Origin of the sequence: Gordonia sp. (in: high G+C Gram-positive bacteria), assembly GCF_052106715.1 — a bacterium.
Lineage (GTDB): Bacteria > Actinomycetota > Actinomycetes > Mycobacteriales > Mycobacteriaceae > Gordonia.
This window is the reverse complement of sequence record NZ_JBQEDL010000004.1, coordinates 57600-79117: the sequence shown is the minus strand read 5'-3', so window position 1 is coordinate 79117 and position 21518 is coordinate 57600. Positions and strand designations below refer to the sequence as shown.

The window sequence follows — 21518 nt, the reverse complement described above, 5'->3', positions numbered from 1 at the left end:
GGCTATGACTACTGACCAGCAGATCGATTTGTCCGAGAAGATCAACGCCGTCGTGACGGCCTACATCGACGCACTCAACTCGGGCACCGCCGAGGAGATCGCCGACCTCTACGCCGACGGCGCCACCGTCGAGGACCCCATCGGCGCTCCCCTGCGCACGACACGCGACGAACTGGTCGAGTTCTACGGAATCATCACCGGCATGCCGCACCGTGACGCGACGGTGGCCTGGACGAGGGTCGCGGGCGACACCGCGGTCTTCGAATTCACGCTCGTCACCGGAACTGACGAGGCCAAGTTCAAGATCACCCCGGTCGACATCATGGTCTTCGACGAGAACGGCAAGGTCACGTCGATGCGTGCGGTGTGGAACCCGTCGGACCTCGAACAGATCTGACGCCGCGTCAGGCCGGAGCAGGTCAGCGGCCGGTCGGTCGCAGCACGACGTCGGTCGGATGCGCATCCGGCGGTGTGGCGACGGCATGCGCGACTGCGGTGGCCACCGTCTCCGGTCGGAGGAATCTCGCGGGGTCGTAGTCGTCGCCTTCGCGGGCGACGATATCGCGCTGCATGTCCGTGTCGATGCGCCCGGGGAAGATCGATGTGACACGGATGGACGGCTCCTCGCCGCGCAACCCGTCGGCGAGGGCGTGCAACCCGAACTTGCTCGCGGCGTACGGCGTCCACCCCGGGTTGACGCGCATGCCCGCACCGGAATTGATGAAGACGACGTGACCGCCCGCGTCCCGGAGAGCGGGCAGGAGCAACCGGGTCAGTTCGGCCGCGGCGATCAGGTTCACCTCGAGGAGGTAGCGCCACTCGTCGACCGGTGTATCGGCGACCTGCTCCAAGCTGCTCGCGACTCCGGCGCTGTGCACGAGCAGATCCAGTGAACTGATCGCCTCAACGGATGCTTTCACCGACTCGTAGTCCGTGAGATCGACTCCGAACGTCGCCGCACCGTCTAATTCTGTTGCCAGGGAGTCGAGTTCGGGGCTTCCCCGCCCGCCCAAGAGAAGGTCGTGCGTGGGTGAGAGTGCGCGAGCGATCTGTGCGCCCACGCCGCGGCTGGCTCCGGTGATCAGTGCAGTCGGCATGGAGCCGACTGTACTGGTCACCGTTGTGGCGCTCAGAGTTCTGCGGCTCAGAACTCTTCCGCGCCGATCAACGCGGCGTCGTCGGCGACGGTGTGCTTGTTCTGGACGACCTCGCTCGATCCGTCTCCGTGTGTTCCGATCATGTTCGATCCGACGATGGCGAGCACGGCGATCCCGCAGTAGCCCGCGGCGAACCAGAACGGCGCCGAGCCGCCGAACCATTCAGCGAGGTAGGCGACGAGAATCGCGGACACGGCGGCGCCCATCCAGCGCAGGAAACTGTAGCCGGCCGATGCGACGGACCGGGGCGTGGAGGAGTCGGTCGCCGACATCGCGACACCGGTGAACAGCGTGTTCAGCACGCCGGAAGGCACACCGGACACGACGACGGCGAGGCCGATCAACCACACCTGGTCGGTCAAAACACCGATTGCGGCGAGGGCCATGACGACGGCGTATCCGCTGATGGCGGCGATGACGCCGCCGCGGTCGCCGATCGCTCGGGCGACGCCGGGCGCGATGAACACACCCGCCAACGCGGTCAACAGGCCCCAGCCGAAGAAGATCATCCCCGCATAGATCGGACGAAGACCCATCGCCAGGGGAGCCCACGCGATCACGGTGAACAGAGCGCCGGTGTAGAACGCCGAGCCGATCGAGTTGATCAGCAGAGTTCTGTTGCGCAATGCCTTGATCGGATCAAGCAGGTTGACCGGCTGACGCTGAGACGACGGTCCGTCAGCAGGCAACAGGATCGCGCACAGAACTGCGCCGATCAGCATCAGTACGGCGGTGCCGGCGAACGGTGCGCGCCAACTCCATTCGCCTAAGACGGCGCCGAGCAACGGTCCGACGGCCAGACCCGCACCGAGAGCTGCTTCGTAGAGCAGGATCGCGCCGTGTTGGCTGCCGCGGGCCTGCCCGACGATGAACGCGAGCGCGGTCGCGATGAACAGCGCGTTGCCGAGGCCCCAGACGACACGCAGTGCGATCAACTGGTCGATGTTGCTTGCGAACGAGGAGACCCCGGCCGCGATCACGATGCAGACCAGACCTGCGCTCAAGGTCCGCTTTGGACCGAATCGGTAGGCGGCCCAACCGGTGAGCAGCATCGCGACCACCTGGACGCCCATGTAGACGCCGAACAGCAGAGTCAACTTCTCGTGCGGTGCATCCAGGGCTTCGGCGATCGAGTTGAGGATCGGGTCCACCAGGCCGATGCCCATGAATGCGATCACCGCGGCGAATGCGGTGACCCACACCGTGCGAGGCTGGCCTTTGAAGGCCTCGGTGAGTGAGTGTTCGTTCTCTGCCATCACTTCTCCAATCGTGCGCGAAGGTCCCGTAGGGCCGGGGCGGCGGCCGCGATCGCGGCCTGTTGTTCGTCGGACAGTTGATCGAGCGCAGCAGTCAGCACGTCGTCGCGTCGGGACCGCACGCGGTCGACCGTGGTGCGTCCTTCGTCGGTGAGTGCGATGACGACGGCGCGTCGATCGTTCGGGTCGGGTGCGCGAGTCACTAGGCCGTCGCGCGTCAGTACGTCCACGAGATTTGTCGCCGTAGGCATCCGAACGCCTTCGCGGTCGGCGAGAGCGCCCATGCGCATGGGGCCGTGGTCGAGGAGCGTCACCAATGCTGATGACTGGGCTGCGGTGAGTTCGGTGACCGGGCTGTTCCGCCGGAGTGCGAGGTACAGGCGGGTCACCGTATGGCGCAGTTCGCTCGCCAGTTCCGAAGGGTTGCTATCAGTCACAGTTAGTGACTCTAATACTTAGTAAACCTAAATAAAAGCCCAGGGCCTATGAGATGCGAGACATCGGGTATCGCGCAGGGGGCGCGGAGGTCAGACGCGTTCGCCGACACCGATGCGGCCCGCGCTCGATGAACCGCCGAACGATGCGGGACTGCGACCGTCGTGGCTGTAACCGCCGTCGTGCACCGACCCGGTCAGGACGCTGTCGACGAGGACACCTGCGAGCACGGGAGCGAGATCGCCTGGTGCGTCCTGATAGTTCCACCAGTCCGCGACATCGGCGGCCGCCGACTCCAGCGATTGACGGGCGAGGTCGGCGGCCCGCGCCGCAGTGCCCGCGGACGCGTCCGGGTCGGTCTCCGTGAGATCGGCGGCGATGTCGGCGAGACGGCGTGCCTCGGACAGCCGCGTGAACGCGACCGAACCGACGACCCCGCGACGTGTCTGCACGAACGTAGACGCGGACTTGACCAGGTCGACCACATCCGCGAGTTCGGTCGATCGGGGGGTGTCGTCGGCGTCCTCGGCGGCGTCGAGAAGCCTGTTGGCCTGGTCGAGTGCACCTTCGGCGGAACGCACCGCGCCGATGACCGAACCCCGCTGATCGGCGGCAGCGGCGTCGCGTCCCTGGTCGGTGCATTCGCGGGCGAATTCGAGCAGATCCCGTGCGAGCGCGGTGTTCCCGGCGACCTCATCGGGTGTCGACACCAGTTCGGCGAGGCTCGATTCGATGTCCGGGAGCCGGTCGCTCGCCTCGGAGATCGCAGCCGACAACGCATCCATGCGTCGCTCGCCGTCGACGCTGAGGTCGCGCAGTCTGTCGAGTGCCGCGCTCCGGTTGTCGAGCATCGCGTCGGCATTCGAACAGGTCGTGATGATCTCCACCAGGATGCGGCGCTGCTCGGCGGCATCGGGCACCTGGTCGTCGTCGAGCCGTTGACGCAGAATGTACGACGCTGCGATCGCCGCGCGCGCATCGGCGACGGCCGAGATGAAGGGATCGGCAGCGGTACTGTACTCATCGCGCGCACGAATCGCCTCGTCGCCGCTGGTCCGGATCGCACGGTCGGTAGCTGTCAGCACTTCACGGGACCACGGATCGAGTTCTTCGACGGGTTTCTGGCTGAGTTCGTCAGCGGTGAACGCGTCCGGCCGGTCGGCGGCTGTCCGACGCTTGCGAAACAGCAACAGAGCTGCGCATGCCGCGAGCAGCACGAGCACGACGACCGTCAGAACGATCCACCACGTCCGTGACGTCTCCGGCTCGCCGCCGACGTCGGCAAGATCGTTGCCGACAGCGACTGCGGCGTCGGCGAATCGACCGTCTTGCACCGCGGGCGCGAGGTCGTCGGAAATGATCTGATCGGTCTCTTCTGCAGTGAGGCCCTCTACCTCGACGGGTGCCTGCAGAATGTACTCGCGCGGCTCGGTGGCGACCGCGAGGACCACGTCGTGCGCTCCGAAGTCGCTCTGCGCGACGGTCTTGGCCACCCAGTCCTCGGGCGTGAGACCGCCGAAGTTCTTGACGTACACCACCCAGTACTGGATGTCATGCGCACCGTCTACGTCGTACGCCGCCTGCCACACGCGAGCGCTCTGCGTTTGGTCGAGTGCGCCCGCTGGATCGACCACCTGGGTGGGGAGGCGGAACGGCGCCTCCGCGTGTGCGGGTGCGCACAGCATCGTCGAGGCGAGCAGCAGAGCGGCGAGAGCCGGCACGAGAGCCAGACCCCGTCGGGCAGAAGCAGACGACATGGAACCAATCTATCGTCTGGGTACGACGTGGGCAGGCAGGCTGGGAGAGGAGTGAAGAGTGCGTGACGAGTTCGATGCAGTGATCGTCGGTTCCGGACCGAACGGACTGACCGCGGCGGCCGTGTTGGCGCGCGCAGGTCGGCGCGTGCTCGTGTTGGAGGCTGCCGACACAATCGGGGGAGGTGCACGCACCGACGAGTGGTTCGGGTCGGGCGTTCGCACGGACCTCTGCTCCGCGGTACACCCGATCGGCTATGCGTCACCGGCGTTCACAGATCTGCGGTTGACCGACCACGGGCTGAACTGGGTGGTCCCCGATGTCTCGCTCGCGCATGTCGCGGCGTCCGGCACGATCGGTGTTCACCGCGAATCAGAGCGCACTGCAACAGAGCTCGGGGTTGACGCGAGAAGATGGCGGGCCCTGGTCGAGGTGAGCGATCCGAGGACGCTCGTCGAACAGATACTCGCGATGCCGACGATTCCGCGGCGCCGAGTGCTGAGGACGGCTGGATTCGGTGCGGCGGCCACGTTGCCGACCGACGTCGTGGCGCGGGCGTTCACCACCGAGCGTGCCGCGACCGTGTTCGCGGGGATCGCCGCGCACGCCGAACGGCCGCTGACGGCTGCCGGGTCCGCGGCTGCCGGGCTGATGCTCGGGATGCTCGCCACGACGGGATGGCCGGTGGCGCAGGGCGGTTCCCAGGCAATCATCGACGCTCTGGCCTCGGTGGTTCGCACTGCGGGTGGACGGATCGAGACCGGGTGCGAGGTCACCGGTCTGGCCCAGCTCCCGACGGATTGTGACCTGTTGTTCGACACCTCGCCAGACCTGGTCGCTCGGCTGTTCGCCGATCGGCTCGGCAACCGTTACGCCCGCGCTCTGCGGCGGTTCGCCTATGGCGGTGGAACGTGCAAGGTCGACTTCATGCTCACCGACCCGATTCCGTGGATTGCGCGGCCAGAGCTGATGGCCCGGACCGCGACATTCCATCTCGCCGACGACGTCGCTCAGATCAGGCGTACGGAGGCTGCCGTCGCCGCGGGGTCGCTGCCGGAGCGACCGTGGGTTCTCGGCGGCGAGCCGACCGCAGTCGACCCGTCACGGGCGCCGTCCGGGACACATCTGGCGTGGGCGTACTGTCATGTCCCCGCGAAGTGCGCCGTCGACGTGTCCGATCGGATCGTCGCCGAGATCGAAAGGGCCGCACCGGGGTTCCGAGACACGATCATCGGCGTCCGAGTGAGTACCGCGACAGATCTCGAACGGCACGACGCCAACTATGTCGGCGGCGACATCAACTGCGGCGCAGCCAGTCTGGCGCAACTCGTGGCGCGCCCGGTGCTGTCGCCGACGCCGCAGGTCACCGGAGTTCCCGGCGTCTACCTGTGCTCGTCGGCGACAGCCCCGGGCGGCGGCGTGCACGGAATGTCCGGCTACCGCGCTGCCCGCGCGCTGTTGGCCCGCGGTTGATTCAGCGTTTACGTCCTCAACGCTTCCGGGGTTCCAGATGGACGAACGCCTGCACGTGGACGTCCGAACCCTCGACCGCCTCGCGAATGTGGTCGGCCACGACACCGACCTTCTCTGCGATCTCCGGATACGAGTGGTCCGGGCGTGCGGTCACCTCGAGGCGGATGATGCTGCGTGCTCGATCGTTCAGAGCGCGTGCTGACACCGAGGTGAACATCGTGTCGCCGGACAGTTCGTCGGCGACGGCTGCGGCGATCAGCTTCGGCGCGACGGTCATCGTTCCCGTCTCGCCTGAACCGTCGAGTTCGACGTCGTCGCTCTTTCCGGGCCGGATCGAGGAGACGACGAGCGGAATGGCCCACAACAGAGTGAGCAGCACGATTCCGGCCAGGACGACCGTCCACCATCCGCCGTCGGCGAAGCGTCCGACGGCACCGGTGTCGATACGTTCCATCCAGTCGACGAACGGTTGTACTTCGAGATTCCATGCGAGTGCTGCGAGCCCTACGACCAGCAGGATGAGTCCGATCAGCCCGGTCGTGAACCGGTGCACTGCGGCTGGTAAACGGTTCATCGACGACCACCACCAGTGCGATTGGAGAAGCGGACGACGGCTCGTTTAGGCGACTCGACGTCGCTGACGACCCCGTCGACGACTTCACGGATTCGGTCTCGGTCGGCGGTGTCTCGAGCGATGACCGTGCACTTCGCCTTGCGGCGGGTGACGACGGTCGTGGCGTGGTCGACGCCCGCGACTGCCTGGGCGGCAGCACTGCATCGGCGGGCGACATCGACGCGACGCGTCCACAGGACGTCGTGGTCGGTGAGTCGGATGTGGGTTGCGCGACGCGGCTTGAGCGCCGCCGCTAGCAGCACGAGTCCGATCACGATGCACGCAATCGCGGCGGCCCACATCCAGCCGGCCCACGGCGTCTCGCTGGACCAGTGGGCGGCCTGCCCGAGCCACGGGTCGCCGTCGATCCACCCGGCCTCCAAGATGAGATCGCGGATGGCGACGCCGCACAAGACCAAGAGTGCGATGCCGATGACGGCGCCGAGGATGGCCGCGCCCGGCCGTCCGGACGGCGCGAACACCTTGCCATCCGCCGTGTCGGCCGTACCGGCCCGGTGGTCGGGAGTCGGGGCCCCCGTAGTCGGGGCCTCACTTGTCGAGGTCATGGGTGTCCTCCGATGCTGTGGCGCTCTCTGGCTCTGCGGTGACACTCGGCAGGTCGATGAGACCCTGCTTCCTACGGGTCACCTCATCGCGCGGAATAAACTGGCGCACAGTGATATCCACTCGAAGTGGGCGGTCGCCGACGTACTGCTCGAGCTCGTTCGCGACGGATTCGCGGATCTGCTGGCAGACGCGGGTCACGGCACTGGGCCACTCGAGTGCGACGGTGAGCGACAGGCGACGGGCGGTGCCGGCGGCGTCGACGTTGGCGTGCGGAAGGTCGGTGCTGATCCCGAGGAGGTCGGTGGCCGAGGATCCCAGGACGGCACCGACGGTCCCCTGCTGACGGACGACGCCTGCGACGTTGAGGGCCGCACGCTCGGCGATCCTGCGGACCACTCGGTCGGCGATGACGAGCGCTCCTGCCGGGCGGGTACTCGCCGAGGCCGCGTCGCCCTCCACGGCGCGGTCCTCGACGAGAGTCTCATCAACCACGGCCGCGGCTCCTGACCACCGCGCCGAGATCGAGAGTGCCGTCGAGCTGCAGGCCGACGATCACTCCGATCAGACCGAAGACGAGTCCAAGCACCAGCCCCCAGAACCCTCCGACGAGCGCCGCCAAGGCGAGGAGCAGTCCTGCGAACAATCCGATAACGGCTTTATTCATCAGCCGGCCCTCCGAGTCTGTTCGATGTCTTCGACGACCACCGAGAACGGCAGTCCGGTGATCGACTCCGCGGTATCGCGCACCTTTGCGGCCACTTCCTGCAGGTCGTAAGCCAGATCAGCGATGATGTGGACCTCCCCGTCCTCATCGCGGACTGCGATGCCCGATACCCGTCGGCCGGGCAAATAGGTCGCGACTTCGCCGAACAGCCCGCTGTGCAGGTCGACGACCCCGGGCAGAGCGAGGACCGCGTCAGCGATCTGCTCTGCGACGGAGTCGAACTCGACCGCGTCAGCCGGGCCGCTATCGGCTGTCATCACTCGACCCTCCGCGCACTCTCCGACTGCTCGTCCTCCTCGCCGAAGCTCACGTCGTGCACGGTCACGTTGACCTCGGTGACCTCCAGGCCGGTCATCTGCTCGATCGCAGCGATCACGTTGCGGCGGATGGCCGCGGCGAGCTGATGGATCGCCACGCCGTAATCGGCGACGATGGACACGTCGACGGCGGCCTGACGCTCACCGACCTCGACGTTGATTCCCTGGGTAGCGCTCACGGAGGTTCCCGGAATCACTTCACGGACCTTGCCGACCATGCGCTCGGTGGTCCCGCCGACGTCGTAGACGCCGTCGATCTCGCGAGCTGCAATGCCCGCGATCTTCGCGACGACGATGTCGGCGATCGAGGTGCGGCCACGATCGGCGCCGGTGTCGCGACGCGCGACCTCGCGGCCCGCTGCCTGCTCCGCCGCCCGCGTCGACGGAGCGACGGTCTTGTCCTCCGAAGCTGCCTTCTTCTCTTGCGTTGCTGTGGTGGTGGCGTTGTTCTCGGACACACGAACTCCTTTGTCATATTCTCTTTGCACACCGGTCGCGACCCCTCGTCCGGCCGGAGCCGGATCACGCGACCCGTGTGTAAAGTCAGTCGCATCGACGCGAAGAAGTTGCACGCATGAATGTACGTGATTCCGGTCACAACGACATCCTGAACCTCGAGGACTTGACCGACGACGAGCTCGCAGGTGCGGCCGCAGTCGGCGACGCCGAAGCATTCGAGGTGCTGGTCAGGCGGATGTCGCCGATCTTGCTGCGCTATATGCGGCGGATGGTCGACGAGCCGTCGACAGCCGAGGACCTGGCCCAGGAGACGCTCCTCGACGCGTGGAAGGGTCTGCCCGACTTCGCGTTCCGAAGCTCGTTCCGGACGTGGATGTTTGCGGTCGCACACCGGAAGTCGGTCGACTACTACCGTCGACGACGCGACCTGCCGACCGACGGCGAGCGGTTCACCGAACTCGTCGCCCAGGGGCCGTTACCTGCTGCCACCGCTGAACACTCGGCATTGATGGACGCATTACGGGTCGAGCTGGGAAACTTGCCGCACACGTCGAGGGCTGCGTGGTGGCTCAAGGAAGTCGAAGGGCTGACCCTCGTCGAGATCTCGCAGGTCTTGCGCATCAGCACCGGGTCGGTGCGCGGACATCTGCAGCGAGCGAGGAAGTTCCTGGTCACGAGGCTCGCCCCATGGCAACCCGGAACGAGGCACGACGAAGGACCGGCTACGACCGGGAAAGGAGGTCGATCATGAACGACGTACGTTACGGCGAGATGACCGACGACCCCACCGACGCGTGGCTGGTGGACGCGATCCGGGACGACCGCGAGCCGGACAGCGACGTGGAACGACTGATCTCGTCGATCTCGTCCGGGCTCAGTCGTATCCGGCGACCGGCGCGGATGCTCGCCGCCGATGCACGCGGTGTGTCGGTGAGCGACCGGATCGTCAAGGAACTGATGGCGGTTCGGATCCGGCGGGCGCTGGGCCGCTTGGTCGTGTTCGCGTCCGTCGACGGTCCAGACGATGTGGTCGACGGCATCCGCATCGGCCTGATCGCGCGGTACACCGACAGCCTTCTCGCCCAGTCCGACGAGGTCAGAGACATCGTCGAGGACGTTCTGACGTCGACCATCGGCGTGCGGTCGAGTGCTGCCGCACGCACCAATATCGCGGTGCGTTGGCAGGACTTGTACACGCGCGAATGGCTGGACTGACCCCGCCGTGGCGGTGAGCGGTCAGCCTTTGCGCGCGTCCCGCCACGCGACGAGGCGCTCCACGGTCGACAGGTCGTAGTCCGGGCCATTCACCGCGTACGTCAGGAGCCGCACGCCTTCGGCGGTGATGTCGTCGGCGAACCGGAGCATGCCGTCGACGTCGTCACGGCCCTTGAGTTCGGCGGAGCGCTCGATGCTCGACGGATCGCGGCCGACGGCGGCGCAGTGCTCGGCGAGGATCGCCGACTTGTGGCGGTAGGTTTCGACGTCGACGAACGAATGCCAGATGTCGGCGTGAGTCGCGACGTGGCGCAACGTCTTTCGTTCGCCGCCGCCACCGATCAGGACCGGGATCTTGCGGGTCGGCTGCGGGTTCAGCTTGTCAAGCCGGGACTCAATGCGGGGCAGTGCCTCGCCGAGAGCATCCAGGCGGGATCCCTTGGTCCCGAACTCGTAGCCGTACTCGGTGTAATCGCGTTCGAACCAGCCGCTCCCGATGCCGAGGATGACGCGGCCGCCCGAGATGTGGTCGACAGTGCGGGCCATGTCGGCCAGCAACTCCGGGTTTCGGTAGCTGTTGCAGGTTACCAATGGCCCGATCTCGATCCGCTCGGTTTGTTCGGCCCAGGCGCCGAGCATCGTCCAGCATTCGAAGTGGGCGCCGTCAGGGTCTCCGTACAGCGGGTAGAAGTGATCCCAGTTGAATGCGATGTCGACGCCGATGTCCTCGGCGCGACGGACCGCGTCTCTGATGAGCGCGTAGTCGGGAGAGTGTTGGGGCTGGATCTGGACGCCGATGCGAACGCGTGATGTCATGTCGCCCATTCTGTACCCCAGCGCCCACCCGCGCACGCTCTCCCGTTCTTGCCGAATGCGCAACTGACGATGACAATCGCGCATGACGATGGCACTGTGGTCACCATGACCACGGAACACGAACACACGCATGGATCGGGCGGTGCCGGCAGGCACCCGGAGACCGCCCAGGAGTGGGACGAACGGTATTCGGAATCCGACCGAATCTGGACGACGAATGTGAATCCCGCACTGGTCGCCGAGGTCGAGGCGCTCGAGCCGGGTACGGTGCTGGACGTCGGCAGCGGCGAGGGCGCTGACGCGCGCTGGCTAGCGGCCAAGGGGTGGTCGGTGACCGCCGTCGATATCTCGCAGGTGGCCGTCGAGCGCGCTCGGGCCGCGGACCCAGACAGTTCGATCGGCTGGCATCGGCTCGACGTCACGTCTGATCCGATCCCGGATGCGCCGTTCGGTTTGGTGTCGGCCATCTACTTCCACATCGCTCGCAGGCAGGAACGACTGCTCGACGTCCTGCTCGACTCGGTCGAACCCGGCGGACAGTTTCTGCTCGTCGTGCACGCGGCGCAGGGGATGAGGGAGCACGGTTTCGACCCGTCCGACTACTTCTTCCCGTCCGACGTCGCAGCTCGGCTCGGCGACGACTGGACGATCGAAGTGAACGAGGTCCGCCCGCGCGGAGTTGCCGCCGGGAACGGCGTGCACGTCGACGATGACGTGTTGCGGGCCCGCCGACTCCGCTGAGTCAGATCCAGCCCAGCTCACGCGCTTTGACGGCGGCCTCGTACCGGTTGCCGACCGCCAGTTTCGCCATCGCCGACGACAGGTAGTTACGGGTGGTGCCCGCCGACAGGTGGGCGCGGTCGGCGATCTCCTCGATCGATGCGCCGTCGATCGCGAACTCGAGGACGTCGGCCTCGCGTGGCGTCAGCACCGAGTCGCCGGTGCTGATCGCCTCGGCGGCGAGTTCCGGGTCGACGTAGCGTCCGCCGTCGTGGACCGAGCGGATGACGGTGGCGAGAGTCGTCGCGGACGCCGTTTTGGGCAGGAATCCGCGCACCCCGGTCGACAGCGCGCGTTTGAGATATCCCGGTCGGCCGTGGCTGGTCACGATCAGACAGCCGGCGCCGGGGGAGAGTGCCAGGATCTGCTGTGCGGTCTCGATCCCGTCGATGCCCGGCAGTTGCAGGTCGAGGACGGCGACGGCGGTCGGGAGCCCTCCGTCGACCCTGCTGCGCCACAGGTCGACCAGTTCCTCGCCGGTCCCGACATCGGCGAGGACCTCCAGATCGTCTTCGATGCCGAGCATCGTGGCCATCGCCGACCGGATCAGCGTCTCGTCGTCGGCCATCAGAACTGGAATCACGCCGTCTCCCAACGGATCTCAAGAGTGAATTGGTCGTCGTCGGTATGGGTGGTCAGGAGACCGCCGACGCGGTCGAGTCGTTCGGTGAGGCCGCGGAGACCGGAGTACTCGCCTTCAGTGGAGGTCACGCCGTCGTTGGTCAGGCTCATACCCGATTGTCCCAAAGTGAGGGTGGCGGCTGTCGCGGACGAGTGGCGCACGATGTTCGTGGTGCCCTCGCGGACGACCCAGGCCGCGGTCTCATGGAGCTTCTCGGGGACGGCGTCGCTGTCGCCCTGAATCGTCAGTAGGCAGCCTGCGGAGTCTAGGAGTGCCCGGGCACCCGCGATCTCGACGGTCAGGTTGATTCCGCGGTAGCCGCGGACGAGGGAGCGCATCTCTTCCATCGAGGCGACAGCGAGCGCTTTCACTTCGTCCATCTCGTCAGCGGCTCGCTCCGCGGCCCCCGCGCGGGACAGACGCGACGCGAGTTCGCTTTTGACTGCGATCGTGGAGAATCCGCGACCGACCACGTCATGCAGATCGCGGGAGAAGCGGAGACGTTCTTCGGCCACGTGGAGTTGTGCCTGCGTCTCGCGAGCCTTGTCGAGGCCGTCGACGATGCGCAGCGCCCACAGCGAGAGGCGGGTGATGGCGATGCAGACGACGGCCGCCGCGAGCAGGGTGACGCCCAGCGGGACGTAGTCGCCCGGTGCGCCGAATGCCGCCACCGTCACCGCGACACTCACGGTCGCGAGGAGCCACCGCCACCGCGAGAACGCGAATACCGACAACGACACGAAGCCGACGACCACCCACGCGACGCCGAGTCCGGTCTCGGTCTCGATGTCGGTGGCTACGAACAGACTGCATCCCCACGCCGCCGCGAACCCGACGACGGAGGCGATTGCGAGTCGGCGGTTGGCGACCACACCCGTTCGCGTGGTCAATTCCGGTCGCGATTCGAATGCGAGGAGTGCCGACACTGTGGCGATGGCGGTGGCGACGACGACGCTCGGGTATCGATGTCCGGCGATCATCCCGGTCAGTCCCACGACGATCGCCGTGCCCTCCAGTGTCCATCGGGTGTAGGCCCGGTACTTCGCCGGCTCGGACAGGCGCTGCCACCGGTCGAGCGGAGCGAGGGGGGATTTTGACCGGTCGAGCGGAGCGAGGGGGGATTTTGACCGGTCGAGCGGGGATTGGCGAGCAGTGGTCATCCGCGGTCGTCCCAGCGGAATCCTTTGTAGACGAGGGCGATCGCGATTGCGGTCCATATGACCAGTGTCGCAACTGGGCGACCGATCTCGGTGAAGGTACCCGCGAAATCGAGGGCGGGGGCGTCGGCGCCCGCCGTGGCGGACTTGCCTGCCGAACCCAGGTGCATGAGGTCGGAGACGGCGGCGTAGGGCGTCCAGCCGAGCAAGTCGGCGGCTCGGTCGGGGAGCGTCGAGCGGATGTTTCCCATGCCGACCATCGCGAGTGCCATGACGGGGAGTGAGGTGATCTGCGCAGCTTCGGCGTTCTTGGTGAAACCGCTGGTGGCGAGGGCGAGGAGACCGAAGACGACGGCCCCGCCGACGAGTCCGATAGCCATCGCGAGCACATTGATCGGCCCGGGTGCGCCGGTCGCGTAGACGATGGCGCAGACCAACAGTGAGGACACAGTTGTAACGGCGACACCGGGTACGTTGGGCGCCGCGAGGATCTGCCAGTCGGCGGCTTCGCCGGTGCGAAGGCGTTTCAGCACCCCTTCGCCGCGACGCGTCGTGACCATCGAGAGCACGGTGTAGTACTGCACGAACATGAGGGCGAACAGCGCGAACATGTCGAGGGTCGCGGCGACGGCGTCCCGGTCGACGTGTCCGTCGTTCCCGTTACGAACGAGGAGGTACGTCGCGACCGGCAGGAGCACCGGGAAGATCACCCCCATGACGATGAGGGTCTTGTTGCGACGGAACTGCAGGAACTCGGCGCGCGAGAGCGATGTCAGGGGGCTGTGGCGGGAGGCGGGTGTTGCAGTGGTCATGCGATGGCTCCGATCTTGTCGTTGTCAGCCGGTTCGCCCGCGAGGTCGAGGAACACCGATTCGAGTGATGCGGCTCGGGCGGTGAGTCCGGGCAGGGTGATCCGCTCACGGTCGGCCCACGCCAGGAGGGAGAGTAGGTCGTCTTGTAGCCGGTGGGTGGTCAGCGAGACTCGTCCGCCGTCGGCGCGCAGGTCCGCGAGTGGGGGCAGTGGGACGCCCGGGTGGTCGAACGCGATGGTCGACGGGTGGCCGTCGACGATGTCGCGGAGCGTTCCGGCGCGGGCGACGGCCCCGGCGTGCATGATTGCGATCCGGTCGGCGAGTGCTTCGGCCTCATCGAGGTAATGGGTGGTCAGGACCATGGTGACTCCGGCCGCCTTCAAGTCCTCGAGCAGTTGCCAGGTGGCGCGCCGGTTCTCGGGGTCGAGTCCGGTGGTCGGTTCGTCCAGGAACAGCAGGCGGGGCTGTCCGAGCAGGGCGCACGCGAGGTCGACGCGTCGCTTCTCCCCGCCGGACAGGGAGCCGACGCGGACGTCGGCGCGATCAGTGAGTTGGACTTTGGCCAGGACGTCGTCGGCGGTCGTCGGGTGGGTGCACGTTCCGCGCCACATCTCGAGGGTCTCGGTGACAGTGAGCTCGGCGGGGAGCCCACCGGATTGCAGCATGATCCCGAGGTCGGGACGGACTCGCCTGCGGTCCCGTATCGGGTCGAGTCCGAACACCTCGACGGTCCCGCCGTCGGGTGCGGCCAGGCCTTCGAGTAGATCGAGGGTCGATGTCTTTCCCGCGCCGTTCGTCCCGAGCAGTGCGAACACCTCGCCGTGCTTGATGTCGAGGTCGACACCGCGAACCGCGTGGTACGCGTCGTCGCCGTGCCCGTACCAACGATGCAGGTCCTGGGCCCAGATGGCGGCGCTCATCGGACATTCCAGCGGTTGCGCTCGCCGAACGCCCATCGGCCTGCGAGGTAGACGGCGATGATCGTGGAGGCCGTGGCGACGAAGATCCATGACGCCTGGACGATGGCGAAGATGATTGCGAGCAGGACCACGGTGACCGCGATGACGAAGGCTTCTCGCGACCGGGTGGGTGCGGGTCCCAGACGGCAGCAGTCGACGAACAGGTCGTTCATGGACGCCTCCCGGAATCCGGGAGCGGGTCGGTGGGGACTGGGTGCGTTCTCTGTCGTTTTCATGCTTCCAGCGTCGTCGGGTGAGCCGAGCGTCGGTAGTGCGACGAGTCATTGGTCCGTGTGGGTTTCGCACGGGTCGGCGATGACAGATGTCATGACGGGATGTGGGGAACGGGATGTGGAGAACGGGCGAGCGGAGAACGGGACAGGACTGTCGTAGGGCGATGCCATGATCGGCGCATGAGGATCGAGCAGGTCGAGCGCATGGAGGCGTCGATCCTGCACGCCGATCTCGACTCGTTCTACGCTTCGGTGGAGCAGCGCGACCATCCTGCGCTGCGCGGCCGACCGGTGCTCGTCGGGTCCGGCGTGGTCCTCGCGGCCAGCTACGAGGCCAAGGCGGCGGGAGTCCGGTCGCCGATGCCAGGTCACGAGGCGCGCGCACTGTGCCCGACGGCGATCACCATGCCGCCTCGGTTCGACGCGTACGTGGAGGCCTCCCGTGCCGTATTCGACGTCTTCGGAGACGTGACGCCACTCGTCGAAGGCATCTCGGTCGACGAGGCGTTCCTCGACGTCGGCGGGATGCGAAAGATCAGCGGGACACCGGTTGAGATCGCCGCCCGACTCCGCGAACGGGTACGGACCGACGTCGGCCTGCCGATCACCGTCGGGGTCGCGCGAAGCAAATTCCTGGCCAAGGTCGCCAGTGCCGTGGGCAAGCCCGACGGGCTGCTCGAGGTGCCCGCGGGCGGCGAACTCGCCTTCCTGCACCCGTTGCCGGTCCGCCGCCTGTGGGGTGTCGGCGAGAAGACCGAGGCCCGACTCCGCGACGCCGGCATCAGCACGGTCGGGCAGATCGCGCAGTTCGGCGAGCGCGGGATGCGTTCGCTCCTCGGGAGTGGCAGCGGCCGACACCTGTTCGCGCTGTCGATGGCGCGTGATCCGCGGCGTGTCGAGACTCGCCGACGTCGCAGTTCGATCGGCGCACAACGTGCACTCGGCAGGAGGATCAAGTCGGAGTCCGACATCGAGGCGACCCTGCTGGCCATCGTCGACCGGCTCAGTGCGCGGCTGCGTGGAGCGGACAGGCTGACCCGTACCGTCGTCCTCCGCCTGCGGTTCCACGACTTCGATCAGGTCACGCGGTCGAGGTCGCTACGGGAGCCGACCGACTCGACCGACGTGGTGCTCGCGGTGGCGCGCGGACTCCTCGACGAGGCGATGCCGATGGTCCGCGACCGCGGATGCACCCTGATCGGACTGTCGTTGACCAATCTCGAGGATCACGGGGCGGTCCAGCTCGCGATCCCGTTTGATAGCCGCGGATCGAGCGGAGTCGAGATTCACCACTCTGCCGACCTCGACCTCGCAGTCGACTCTCTACGGGGAAAGTTCGGTCGCGACGCCCTTACCCGCGGCGCATTACTACACAGGGACCACGGACCGGACGCGCCGATGCTGCCGGACTGATTCAGGCGGTCACGCCTCACCGAAGGCGAGAGCACGGTTGGCCGCGGCATGGGCGGCTTCGGCAACGAGCGGGGTCAAGGACAGCCGAGTGCGTCGTTCGAGAACGTCGTCGAGGGTGACGGCGCCTTCCGCGAGGACGCCGAACGCCATTTCGGCCCCGGTGATGGACGTGCCGTCGGCGACCGGCTCGGCAAGGTCGGCATCCGCCTCGCCGAGTGCGAGAACGGCAGGGGCCTCAGTTCCGTACTTGGCGACCAAGCGTTGCGGCGCCGATACTTTCGCGAGTTCGGATGCCGGTGCGCTCGACGTGGGTGCGCCGACCAGTCCGAGTGTTCGCGTGCGGCACGGCCGGGCCTGAAGGCCGGTGGTCGCGACTGCGGCGTCGACGGCGTCCTGCGCCATGCGTCGGTACGTGGTGAGCTTGCCGCCGACCACGGTGATCAGGCCGTCGGCGCGGGTCAGGACCGCGTGCTTGCGGGACACATCCGAGGTCGTTCCGGCACCGGAATCGAGAAGAGGGCGCAGACCGGAGAACGTCTCCAGGACATCGTCGCGGGTCAGCGGAGTACCGAGCGCGAGATTCACGGTGTCCAGCAGGAAGTCGACCTCCGACTCCTCGGCGCGGGGAACGTCCGGGATCTCACCGGGAGCCTCCTCATCGGTGAGTCCGACGTAGACGCGGCCATCGGGTTGAGGAAGGGCGAACACGTAACGACCGAAGTGTCCGGGAACGGCGACGGTGAGACCTGCGCGGAGGCCGCGGAAGCTGTCCTGGCTCATCACCAGGTGGGTGCCCCGGCTGGGCCGAAGTGCGATCGACGGGTCCACCTGTGCCGACCAGACGCCGGTGGCGTTGACGACCGACGTGGCCCCGATCTCGAAGGCCTGGCCAGTCAGTTCGTCGGTGACCCTCACCGAGGTCCCGGTCACTTGGTCGGCGCGAGCGTGGGTCGTGACCGTGGCACCGAGCGACGCCGCGGTACGGGCGATGCCGGTGACCAGGCGCGCGTCGTCGTTGAGTTGACCGTCCCAGTTGAGGAGCCCGCCGCGCAGGCCGTCCCGCCGGACCGTCGGAGCGAGTGCTTCGACCTCGGCGGCCGGTATCCGGCTCGACCGGGCGAGTGTGGTCGACGGTGTACGGGCGGCGATTCGCAATGCGTCGCCGGCCAGGAAGCCGGCGCGCGTGAGGGCGGCGTCGGCGAACGACACGTCGTCGAGGAGTGGAACCACTTGCGGCAAGGGGCGCACCAGGTGCGGCGCGATGTGTCCGATTAGCGCGTCGCGCTCCACGGCACTCTCGTAGGCGATCCCCACGGCTGCGGAGGCCAAGTATCGGAGCCCCCCGTGCACGAGCTTGGACGACCAGCGGCTGGTGCCGAATGCGAGGTCCCGGCTCTCGATCAACACCGTGGACAGTCCGCGCGACACGGCGTCGAGCGCGACGCCCGCGCCGGTCACGCCGCCGCCGATCACCACGAGGTCTGCCTGCGGGTTCGCGGCGAGACGGGCCAGCCCGTCGGCGCGCCGGGCGGGTGACAACAGTGATGAGGGGGCGATCGCGGGGTGCGAGGACAGGATCTCGGAGGGGTGCACGGTCATGGGCGGAGGTACCTTTCCAGAAGATCGGCCAATTCGTCGTCGAGTTCGTCGTACTTCCCGGGTTCGGTGAACACGGGTCCGGTCAGTGCGAACGACCACGCCATCTGGAGAACGGTTGTCGCGAGACGGTGCGGATCGCCGTCCCGGATCTGTTCGATCGATTGGCCTCGGCCGATCATCGTCTCGATCATCTCGAGTTGACTGCGAGACGTCCGCCCTGTGCGATGCAGCAGATACGGCGTCAGGAACTCCGGATCGAGTTCGACGATCCGTCGCAGGAGGGGATGGGCGCGGACTTCGCGCACCAGATGAACCAACGTCAAGACCATCGCCTGTCTGCTCGCTGGCTCGTCGGTGGTCGGCATCCGCTCCGCGATAAGCGTGAACTCGCGGGTGGTGACCTGCGCGGCCAACGATTCGACGTTCGGGTAGCGCCGGTACAGCGTCGCGCGGGAGACGCCTGCGCTGCGTGCGACGTCGGCCATCGTGGTCCGTCGGATACCGATGGTGGTCATCAGCGCGGTCGCGGCATCGAGAATCGTGTCCTCGCTGATGGCGTTCGCCGCCGATCGCCGTACCGGGGGATCGACCCCGTTGAGTCGCTGCGACATCATGTGTAAGACTGTATCAGCAAAGTCCTACGGAAGGTCGTCCATGACCCAGCGCGAGACCGCCGTCGACGTCGTCGACTTCACCCCTGGCCGGTGGGGGAACCCGAATGATCAGATGAAGCTGTCCGACTCGGTGCTCAAGGCACTGACGATGATCGGCATCGAGGAGCAGGCGCCGGCACCTGGCGAGGTGACGGTTCCCGAGGTGCGGATCGACTCCGACACCCTGGACGCGATCACAGCGACCGGTGCACGGGTCGACACCTCGGACGCCGCACGCACCAAGCACCTGCGCGGCTACTCGACGCCGGATCTGCTCAAGTTCCGTGCGGGCGACGGCAGCGACGCTCCCGACGCGGTCGTCCAACCGACCGACGCGGGCCAGGTCGCTGCGGTGCTCGCCGTATGCGACGACCGCGGGATCGGGTTGAGTCCGTACGCGGGTGGCACCGCGGTGACCGGCGGCCTGGCCGCGGACCGCGCGCGATCGGTCATCAGTCTCGATCTACGGCAGTTGACTGGATTGCTGGAGCTCGACGAGGTCTCGCGGATCGCCACGTTCGCGGCCGGTACCCGGCTGCCGGAAGCCGAGCGGCTCCTCGGCGAGCGCGGGTTCGAGCTCGGCCACTTCCCGCAGTCGTACGAAGGCGCGACGATCGGCGGCTGCGCGGTCACCAGGTCGGCCGGACAGTCGTCGATCGGCTACGGGCGCTTCGACGACATGGTCGTCGGACTGACTGTCGCCACGCCGACCGGCATCTCCGAGATCGGCACGGCGCCCAAGTCGGCTGCCGGTCCGGACCTTCGGCAGTTGTTCCTGGGCAGCGAAGGTGCGTTCGGCGTCGTCACGACGGTTCGCGTCCACGTGCATCCGGTGCCGACGGTGCGGCGGTTCTACGGTTGGCACTTCTCCGACTTCTCGTCGGGTGCGGCCGCCATGCGCGCGCTCGCGCAGTCGGCCGTCAAGCCGACAGTCCTCCGCCTGTCCGATGAGGCCGAGACCGGCCTCAACCTGGCGAACCCGTCCGCTGCAGGCGCGGCCGCTGAGTCCGGGCCGGTGGGCGGCTGCCTCATGATCGTTGGATTCGAAGGCGACGAGGCCGATGTCGAGTGTCGCGACACGTACGTGAGTACGCGTCTGGCAGAACTCGGCGGCACCGCGCTCGGCACCGAGCCGGGCGAGCACTGGCGCGAAGGCCGGTTCCGCGGCCCGTACATGCGGGATCCGTTGCTCGACGCGGGTGCACTCGTCGAGACGCTCGAGACGGTGACGTTCTGGTCGAACCTCGAGCGGCTCAAGGCCGACGTCACTGCCGCGGTGACCGGAGCGCTCGGCGATCAAGGCACGCCCGCGGTCGTCATGTGCCATATCTCGCACGTCTATCCCACGGGTGCGTCCCTGTACTTCACGGTCATCTCGAACGCCCTGGACGATCCGCAGACCCAGTGGGCAACGGCGAAGTCTGCGGCGAACACCGCTATCCGGGCGGCGGGCGCGTCGATCACCCACCACCACGCGGTCGGTACCGACCACCAGCGGACCTACCTCGAGGAGATCGGGGACGTGCAGGTGCGAGCGTTGCGCGCGGTGAAGGACGCCCTGGATCCGAATGGCGTCCTCAACCCGGGCATCCTGCTGCCGTGAGTTCTGCGCGAGCGATCACGGCGGTCGTGAACCCGGTCTCCGGTGGCGGAGACGCCGTACGCCAGTGGACTGCGGTTGCCGAGGAACTGGCTCGGCTCGACGTCGTAGACGTGACGGTCGTCGAATCGCAGTCGTCTGAGCATGCCACGCAGCTCGGTGCACAATCGGCTCGAAGCGGTGCGCTGACCGTCGCCGTCGGAGGAGACGGTCACGTGCGCGACGTGGCCGAGGGCGTGCTCGCCGTGGCGGCCGCCCCGCTCGGCATCGCTGCGGCGGGCCGAGGCAACGACCTCGTCCGCCACCTGGGGCTTCCGCTCGACCCGGTCGGGATCGCTGCTGCGCTCGCCGGCGGAGCGACCCGGTCGGTCGACGTATTCGAGGTGGCTCGCCCCGACGGCGGAGTCTCGGTCGCGGTCGGCAACGTCTACGCGGGACTCGATTCGGTGGCCACCGAACTGATCAACCGCCTTCGGTGGATGGGGCCGATCGCGTACCGCGTCGCACCCGTGCTGGCTGCGAGCGGGTGGAAACCGGTCGACGTGACCCTCACAGTCGACGGCGAGCGACGCGATGCGCGTGCGCACCTGCTGGTGATCGCGAACTCGGGCGACTACGGGCACGGACTCCGCATGGTCCCGTCGGCCTCGGTCGACAGCGGCGAGATCGCGATCATGCTCCTGCACGGCGAACGGTCCAAGTACCGCTTGGCGAGTCTGATGAAGCAGGCCAAGACCGGCGCGCACGTCGCCCGGCAGGAGGTGGAGATCCTGCGCGCGTCGTCGCGGGTCGACGTGACGTTCGGACGCGGTGTGCCGGTTCACGCCGACGGCGACTACCTGTGCCAGCCACCTGTGAGCGTGCGAATCCGCCCGGCGGCGCTGCCGGTCGTCGTGCCCTGAG

Annotated in this window: 26 protein-coding genes; 8 read left to right on the top strand and 18 right to left on the bottom strand. The window is 67.4% G+C overall.

Annotated features, from left to right (window positions below):
• Positions 1-4 precede the first annotated feature (4 nt).
• Positions 5-397 (top strand): nuclear transport factor 2 family protein, encoded by a 393-nt coding sequence (locus ACTIMF_RS03370; protein ID WP_442348865.1) that lies wholly within the window; start codon positions 5-7, stop codon positions 395-397.
• Between the two features lie 22 nt (positions 398-419).
• On the opposite strand, the gene ACTIMF_RS03365 is transcribed toward ACTIMF_RS03370, so the two are convergent.
• The 4 genes from ACTIMF_RS03365 to ACTIMF_RS03350 form a co-directional block, all read right to left on the bottom strand.
• Entirely contained in the window at positions 420-1097 is a 678-nt protein-coding gene (locus tag ACTIMF_RS03365) for an SDR family oxidoreductase (protein WP_442348864.1), read from the bottom strand.
• A gap of 47 nt (positions 1098-1144) precedes the next feature.
• Entirely contained in the window at positions 1145-2413 is a 1269-nt protein-coding gene (locus tag ACTIMF_RS03360) for an MFS transporter (RefSeq protein ID WP_442348863.1), read from the bottom strand.
• Positions 2413-2850 (bottom strand): MarR family winged helix-turn-helix transcriptional regulator, encoded by a 438-nt coding sequence (locus ACTIMF_RS03355; RefSeq protein ID WP_442348862.1) that lies wholly within the window; start codon positions 2848-2850, stop codon positions 2413-2415. Before ACTIMF_RS03355 ends, ACTIMF_RS03360 begins: the two co-directional genes overlap by 1 nt.
• Before the next feature lie 90 nt (positions 2851-2940).
• Positions 2941-4605 (bottom strand): TPM domain-containing protein, encoded by a 1665-nt coding sequence (locus tag ACTIMF_RS03350; RefSeq protein WP_442348861.1) that lies wholly within the window; start codon positions 4603-4605, stop codon positions 2941-2943.
• 58 nt (positions 4606-4663) lie between these two features.
• On the opposite strand from ACTIMF_RS03350, the gene ACTIMF_RS03345 reads away from it, so the two are divergent.
• A complete protein-coding gene (locus tag ACTIMF_RS03345; protein ID WP_442348860.1) occupies positions 4664-6076 on the top strand; it encodes a phytoene desaturase family protein in 1413 nt (470 codons plus the stop codon).
• 16 nt (positions 6077-6092) lie between these two features.
• Here ACTIMF_RS03345 and ACTIMF_RS03340 read toward each other — a convergent pair whose 3' ends face one another.
• From ACTIMF_RS03340 to ACTIMF_RS03315, 6 genes are read right to left on the bottom strand one after another with little or no spacing between them, the layout of a single operon-like run.
• A complete protein-coding gene (locus ACTIMF_RS03340) occupies positions 6093-6650 on the bottom strand; it encodes a hypothetical protein (RefSeq protein ID WP_442348859.1) in 558 nt (185 codons plus the stop codon).
• Positions 6647-7255, bottom strand: coding sequence for a DUF6286 domain-containing protein (locus ACTIMF_RS03335; protein WP_442348858.1), 609 nt, complete (start codon positions 7253-7255; stop codon positions 6647-6649). The genes ACTIMF_RS03340 and ACTIMF_RS03335 overlap by 4 nt, the downstream gene beginning before the upstream one ends.
• Entirely contained in the window at positions 7239-7748 is a 510-nt protein-coding gene (locus ACTIMF_RS03330) for an Asp23/Gls24 family envelope stress response protein (protein WP_442348857.1), read from the bottom strand. Before ACTIMF_RS03330 ends, ACTIMF_RS03335 begins: the two co-directional genes overlap by 17 nt.
• Positions 7741-7920: a DUF2273 domain-containing protein gene (locus tag ACTIMF_RS03325; protein ID WP_442348856.1), complete on the bottom strand. Its 180-nt coding sequence runs from the start codon at positions 7918-7920 to the stop codon at positions 7741-7743. Before ACTIMF_RS03325 ends, ACTIMF_RS03330 begins: the two co-directional genes overlap by 8 nt.
• A complete protein-coding gene (locus ACTIMF_RS03320; RefSeq protein WP_442348855.1) occupies positions 7920-8237 on the bottom strand; it encodes a hypothetical protein in 318 nt (105 codons plus the stop codon). Before ACTIMF_RS03320 ends, ACTIMF_RS03325 begins: the two co-directional genes overlap by 1 nt.
• On the bottom strand, positions 8237-8755 hold the full coding sequence (locus ACTIMF_RS03315; RefSeq protein WP_442348854.1) for an Asp23/Gls24 family envelope stress response protein: 519 nt from the start codon (positions 8753-8755) through the stop codon (positions 8237-8239). Before ACTIMF_RS03315 ends, ACTIMF_RS03320 begins: the two co-directional genes overlap by 1 nt.
• A 116-nt stretch (positions 8756-8871) precedes the next feature.
• Between ACTIMF_RS03315 and ACTIMF_RS03310 the strand changes: the two genes are divergently transcribed.
• A complete protein-coding gene (locus tag ACTIMF_RS03310) occupies positions 8872-9507 on the top strand; it encodes an RNA polymerase sigma factor (protein ID WP_442348853.1) in 636 nt (211 codons plus the stop codon).
• Positions 9504-9971, top strand: a complete 468-nt coding sequence (locus tag ACTIMF_RS03305) for a hypothetical protein (RefSeq protein ID WP_442348852.1) — start codon at positions 9504-9506, stop codon at positions 9969-9971. The genes ACTIMF_RS03310 and ACTIMF_RS03305 overlap by 4 nt, the downstream gene beginning before the upstream one ends.
• A 21-nt stretch (positions 9972-9992) precedes the next feature.
• Here the strand turns inward: ACTIMF_RS03305 and ACTIMF_RS03300 are convergent, their stop codons facing one another.
• The gene (locus ACTIMF_RS03300; RefSeq protein WP_442348851.1) at positions 9993-10787 is read right to left on the bottom strand and encodes an LLM class F420-dependent oxidoreductase; all 795 of its coding nucleotides are present in this window, start codon (positions 10785-10787) and stop codon (positions 9993-9995) included.
• Between the two features lie 105 nt (positions 10788-10892).
• Here ACTIMF_RS03300 and ACTIMF_RS03295 point away from each other — a divergent pair, with 105 nt between their 5' ends.
• Positions 10893-11528: a class I SAM-dependent methyltransferase gene (locus ACTIMF_RS03295; protein WP_442348850.1), complete on the top strand. Its 636-nt coding sequence runs from the start codon at positions 10893-10895 to the stop codon at positions 11526-11528.
• A 1-nt stretch (position 11529) separates the two neighbouring features.
• On the opposite strand, the gene ACTIMF_RS03290 is transcribed toward ACTIMF_RS03295, so the two are convergent.
• Genes ACTIMF_RS03290 through ACTIMF_RS03270 form a run of 5 tightly spaced genes read right to left on the bottom strand, consistent with a single transcriptional unit; the run spans position 11530 to position 15290 of the window.
• Positions 11530-12150 (bottom strand): response regulator, encoded by a 621-nt coding sequence (locus ACTIMF_RS03290; protein WP_442348849.1) that lies wholly within the window; start codon positions 12148-12150, stop codon positions 11530-11532.
• Positions 12147-13349 carry a sensor histidine kinase gene (locus ACTIMF_RS03285; RefSeq protein WP_442348848.1) on the bottom strand — a complete coding sequence of 401 codons (1203 nt, stop codon included), beginning with the start codon at positions 13347-13349 and terminating at the stop codon, positions 12147-12149. The genes ACTIMF_RS03290 and ACTIMF_RS03285 overlap by 4 nt, the downstream gene beginning before the upstream one ends.
• A complete protein-coding gene (locus ACTIMF_RS03280; protein ID WP_442348847.1) occupies positions 13346-14158 on the bottom strand; it encodes an ABC transporter permease in 813 nt (270 codons plus the stop codon). Before ACTIMF_RS03280 ends, ACTIMF_RS03285 begins: the two co-directional genes overlap by 4 nt.
• Positions 14155-15078 carry an ABC transporter ATP-binding protein gene (locus ACTIMF_RS03275; RefSeq protein ID WP_442348846.1) on the bottom strand — a complete coding sequence of 308 codons (924 nt, stop codon included), beginning with the start codon at positions 15076-15078 and terminating at the stop codon, positions 14155-14157. The genes ACTIMF_RS03280 and ACTIMF_RS03275 overlap by 4 nt, the downstream gene beginning before the upstream one ends.
• The gene (locus ACTIMF_RS03270) at positions 15075-15290 is read right to left on the bottom strand and encodes a hypothetical protein (RefSeq protein ID WP_442348845.1); all 216 of its coding nucleotides are present in this window, start codon (positions 15288-15290) and stop codon (positions 15075-15077) included. Before ACTIMF_RS03270 ends, ACTIMF_RS03275 begins: the two co-directional genes overlap by 4 nt.
• A gap of 240 nt (positions 15291-15530) precedes the next feature.
• Between ACTIMF_RS03270 and dinB the strand changes: the two genes are divergently transcribed.
• Entirely contained in the window at positions 15531-16763 is a 1233-nt protein-coding gene (dinB, locus tag ACTIMF_RS03265; protein WP_442348844.1) for a DNA polymerase IV, read from the top strand.
• 9 nt (positions 16764-16772) lie between these two features.
• On the opposite strand, the gene ACTIMF_RS03260 is transcribed toward dinB, so the two are convergent.
• Together ACTIMF_RS03260 and ACTIMF_RS03255 are read right to left on the bottom strand one after the other, a co-directional pair.
• On the bottom strand, positions 16773-18362 hold the full coding sequence (locus ACTIMF_RS03260) for a glycerol-3-phosphate dehydrogenase/oxidase (protein ID WP_442348843.1): 1590 nt from the start codon (positions 18360-18362) through the stop codon (positions 16773-16775).
• Positions 18359-18976, bottom strand: a complete 618-nt coding sequence (locus tag ACTIMF_RS03255; RefSeq protein ID WP_442348842.1) for a TetR/AcrR family transcriptional regulator — start codon at positions 18974-18976, stop codon at positions 18359-18361. Before ACTIMF_RS03255 ends, ACTIMF_RS03260 begins: the two co-directional genes overlap by 4 nt.
• Positions 18977-19016: 40 nt before the next feature.
• Here ACTIMF_RS03255 and ACTIMF_RS03250 point away from each other — a divergent pair, with 40 nt between their 5' ends.
• Both ACTIMF_RS03250 and ACTIMF_RS03245 read left to right on the top strand, forming a co-directional pair.
• Positions 19017-20618: an FAD-binding oxidoreductase gene (locus ACTIMF_RS03250; protein WP_442348841.1), complete on the top strand. Its 1602-nt coding sequence runs from the start codon at positions 19017-19019 to the stop codon at positions 20616-20618.
• On the top strand, positions 20615-21517 hold the full coding sequence (locus tag ACTIMF_RS03245; protein WP_442348840.1) for a diacylglycerol/lipid kinase family protein: 903 nt from the start codon (positions 20615-20617) through the stop codon (positions 21515-21517). The genes ACTIMF_RS03250 and ACTIMF_RS03245 overlap by 4 nt, the downstream gene beginning before the upstream one ends.
• The last annotated feature ends 1 nt before the right edge of the window (position 21518 follow it).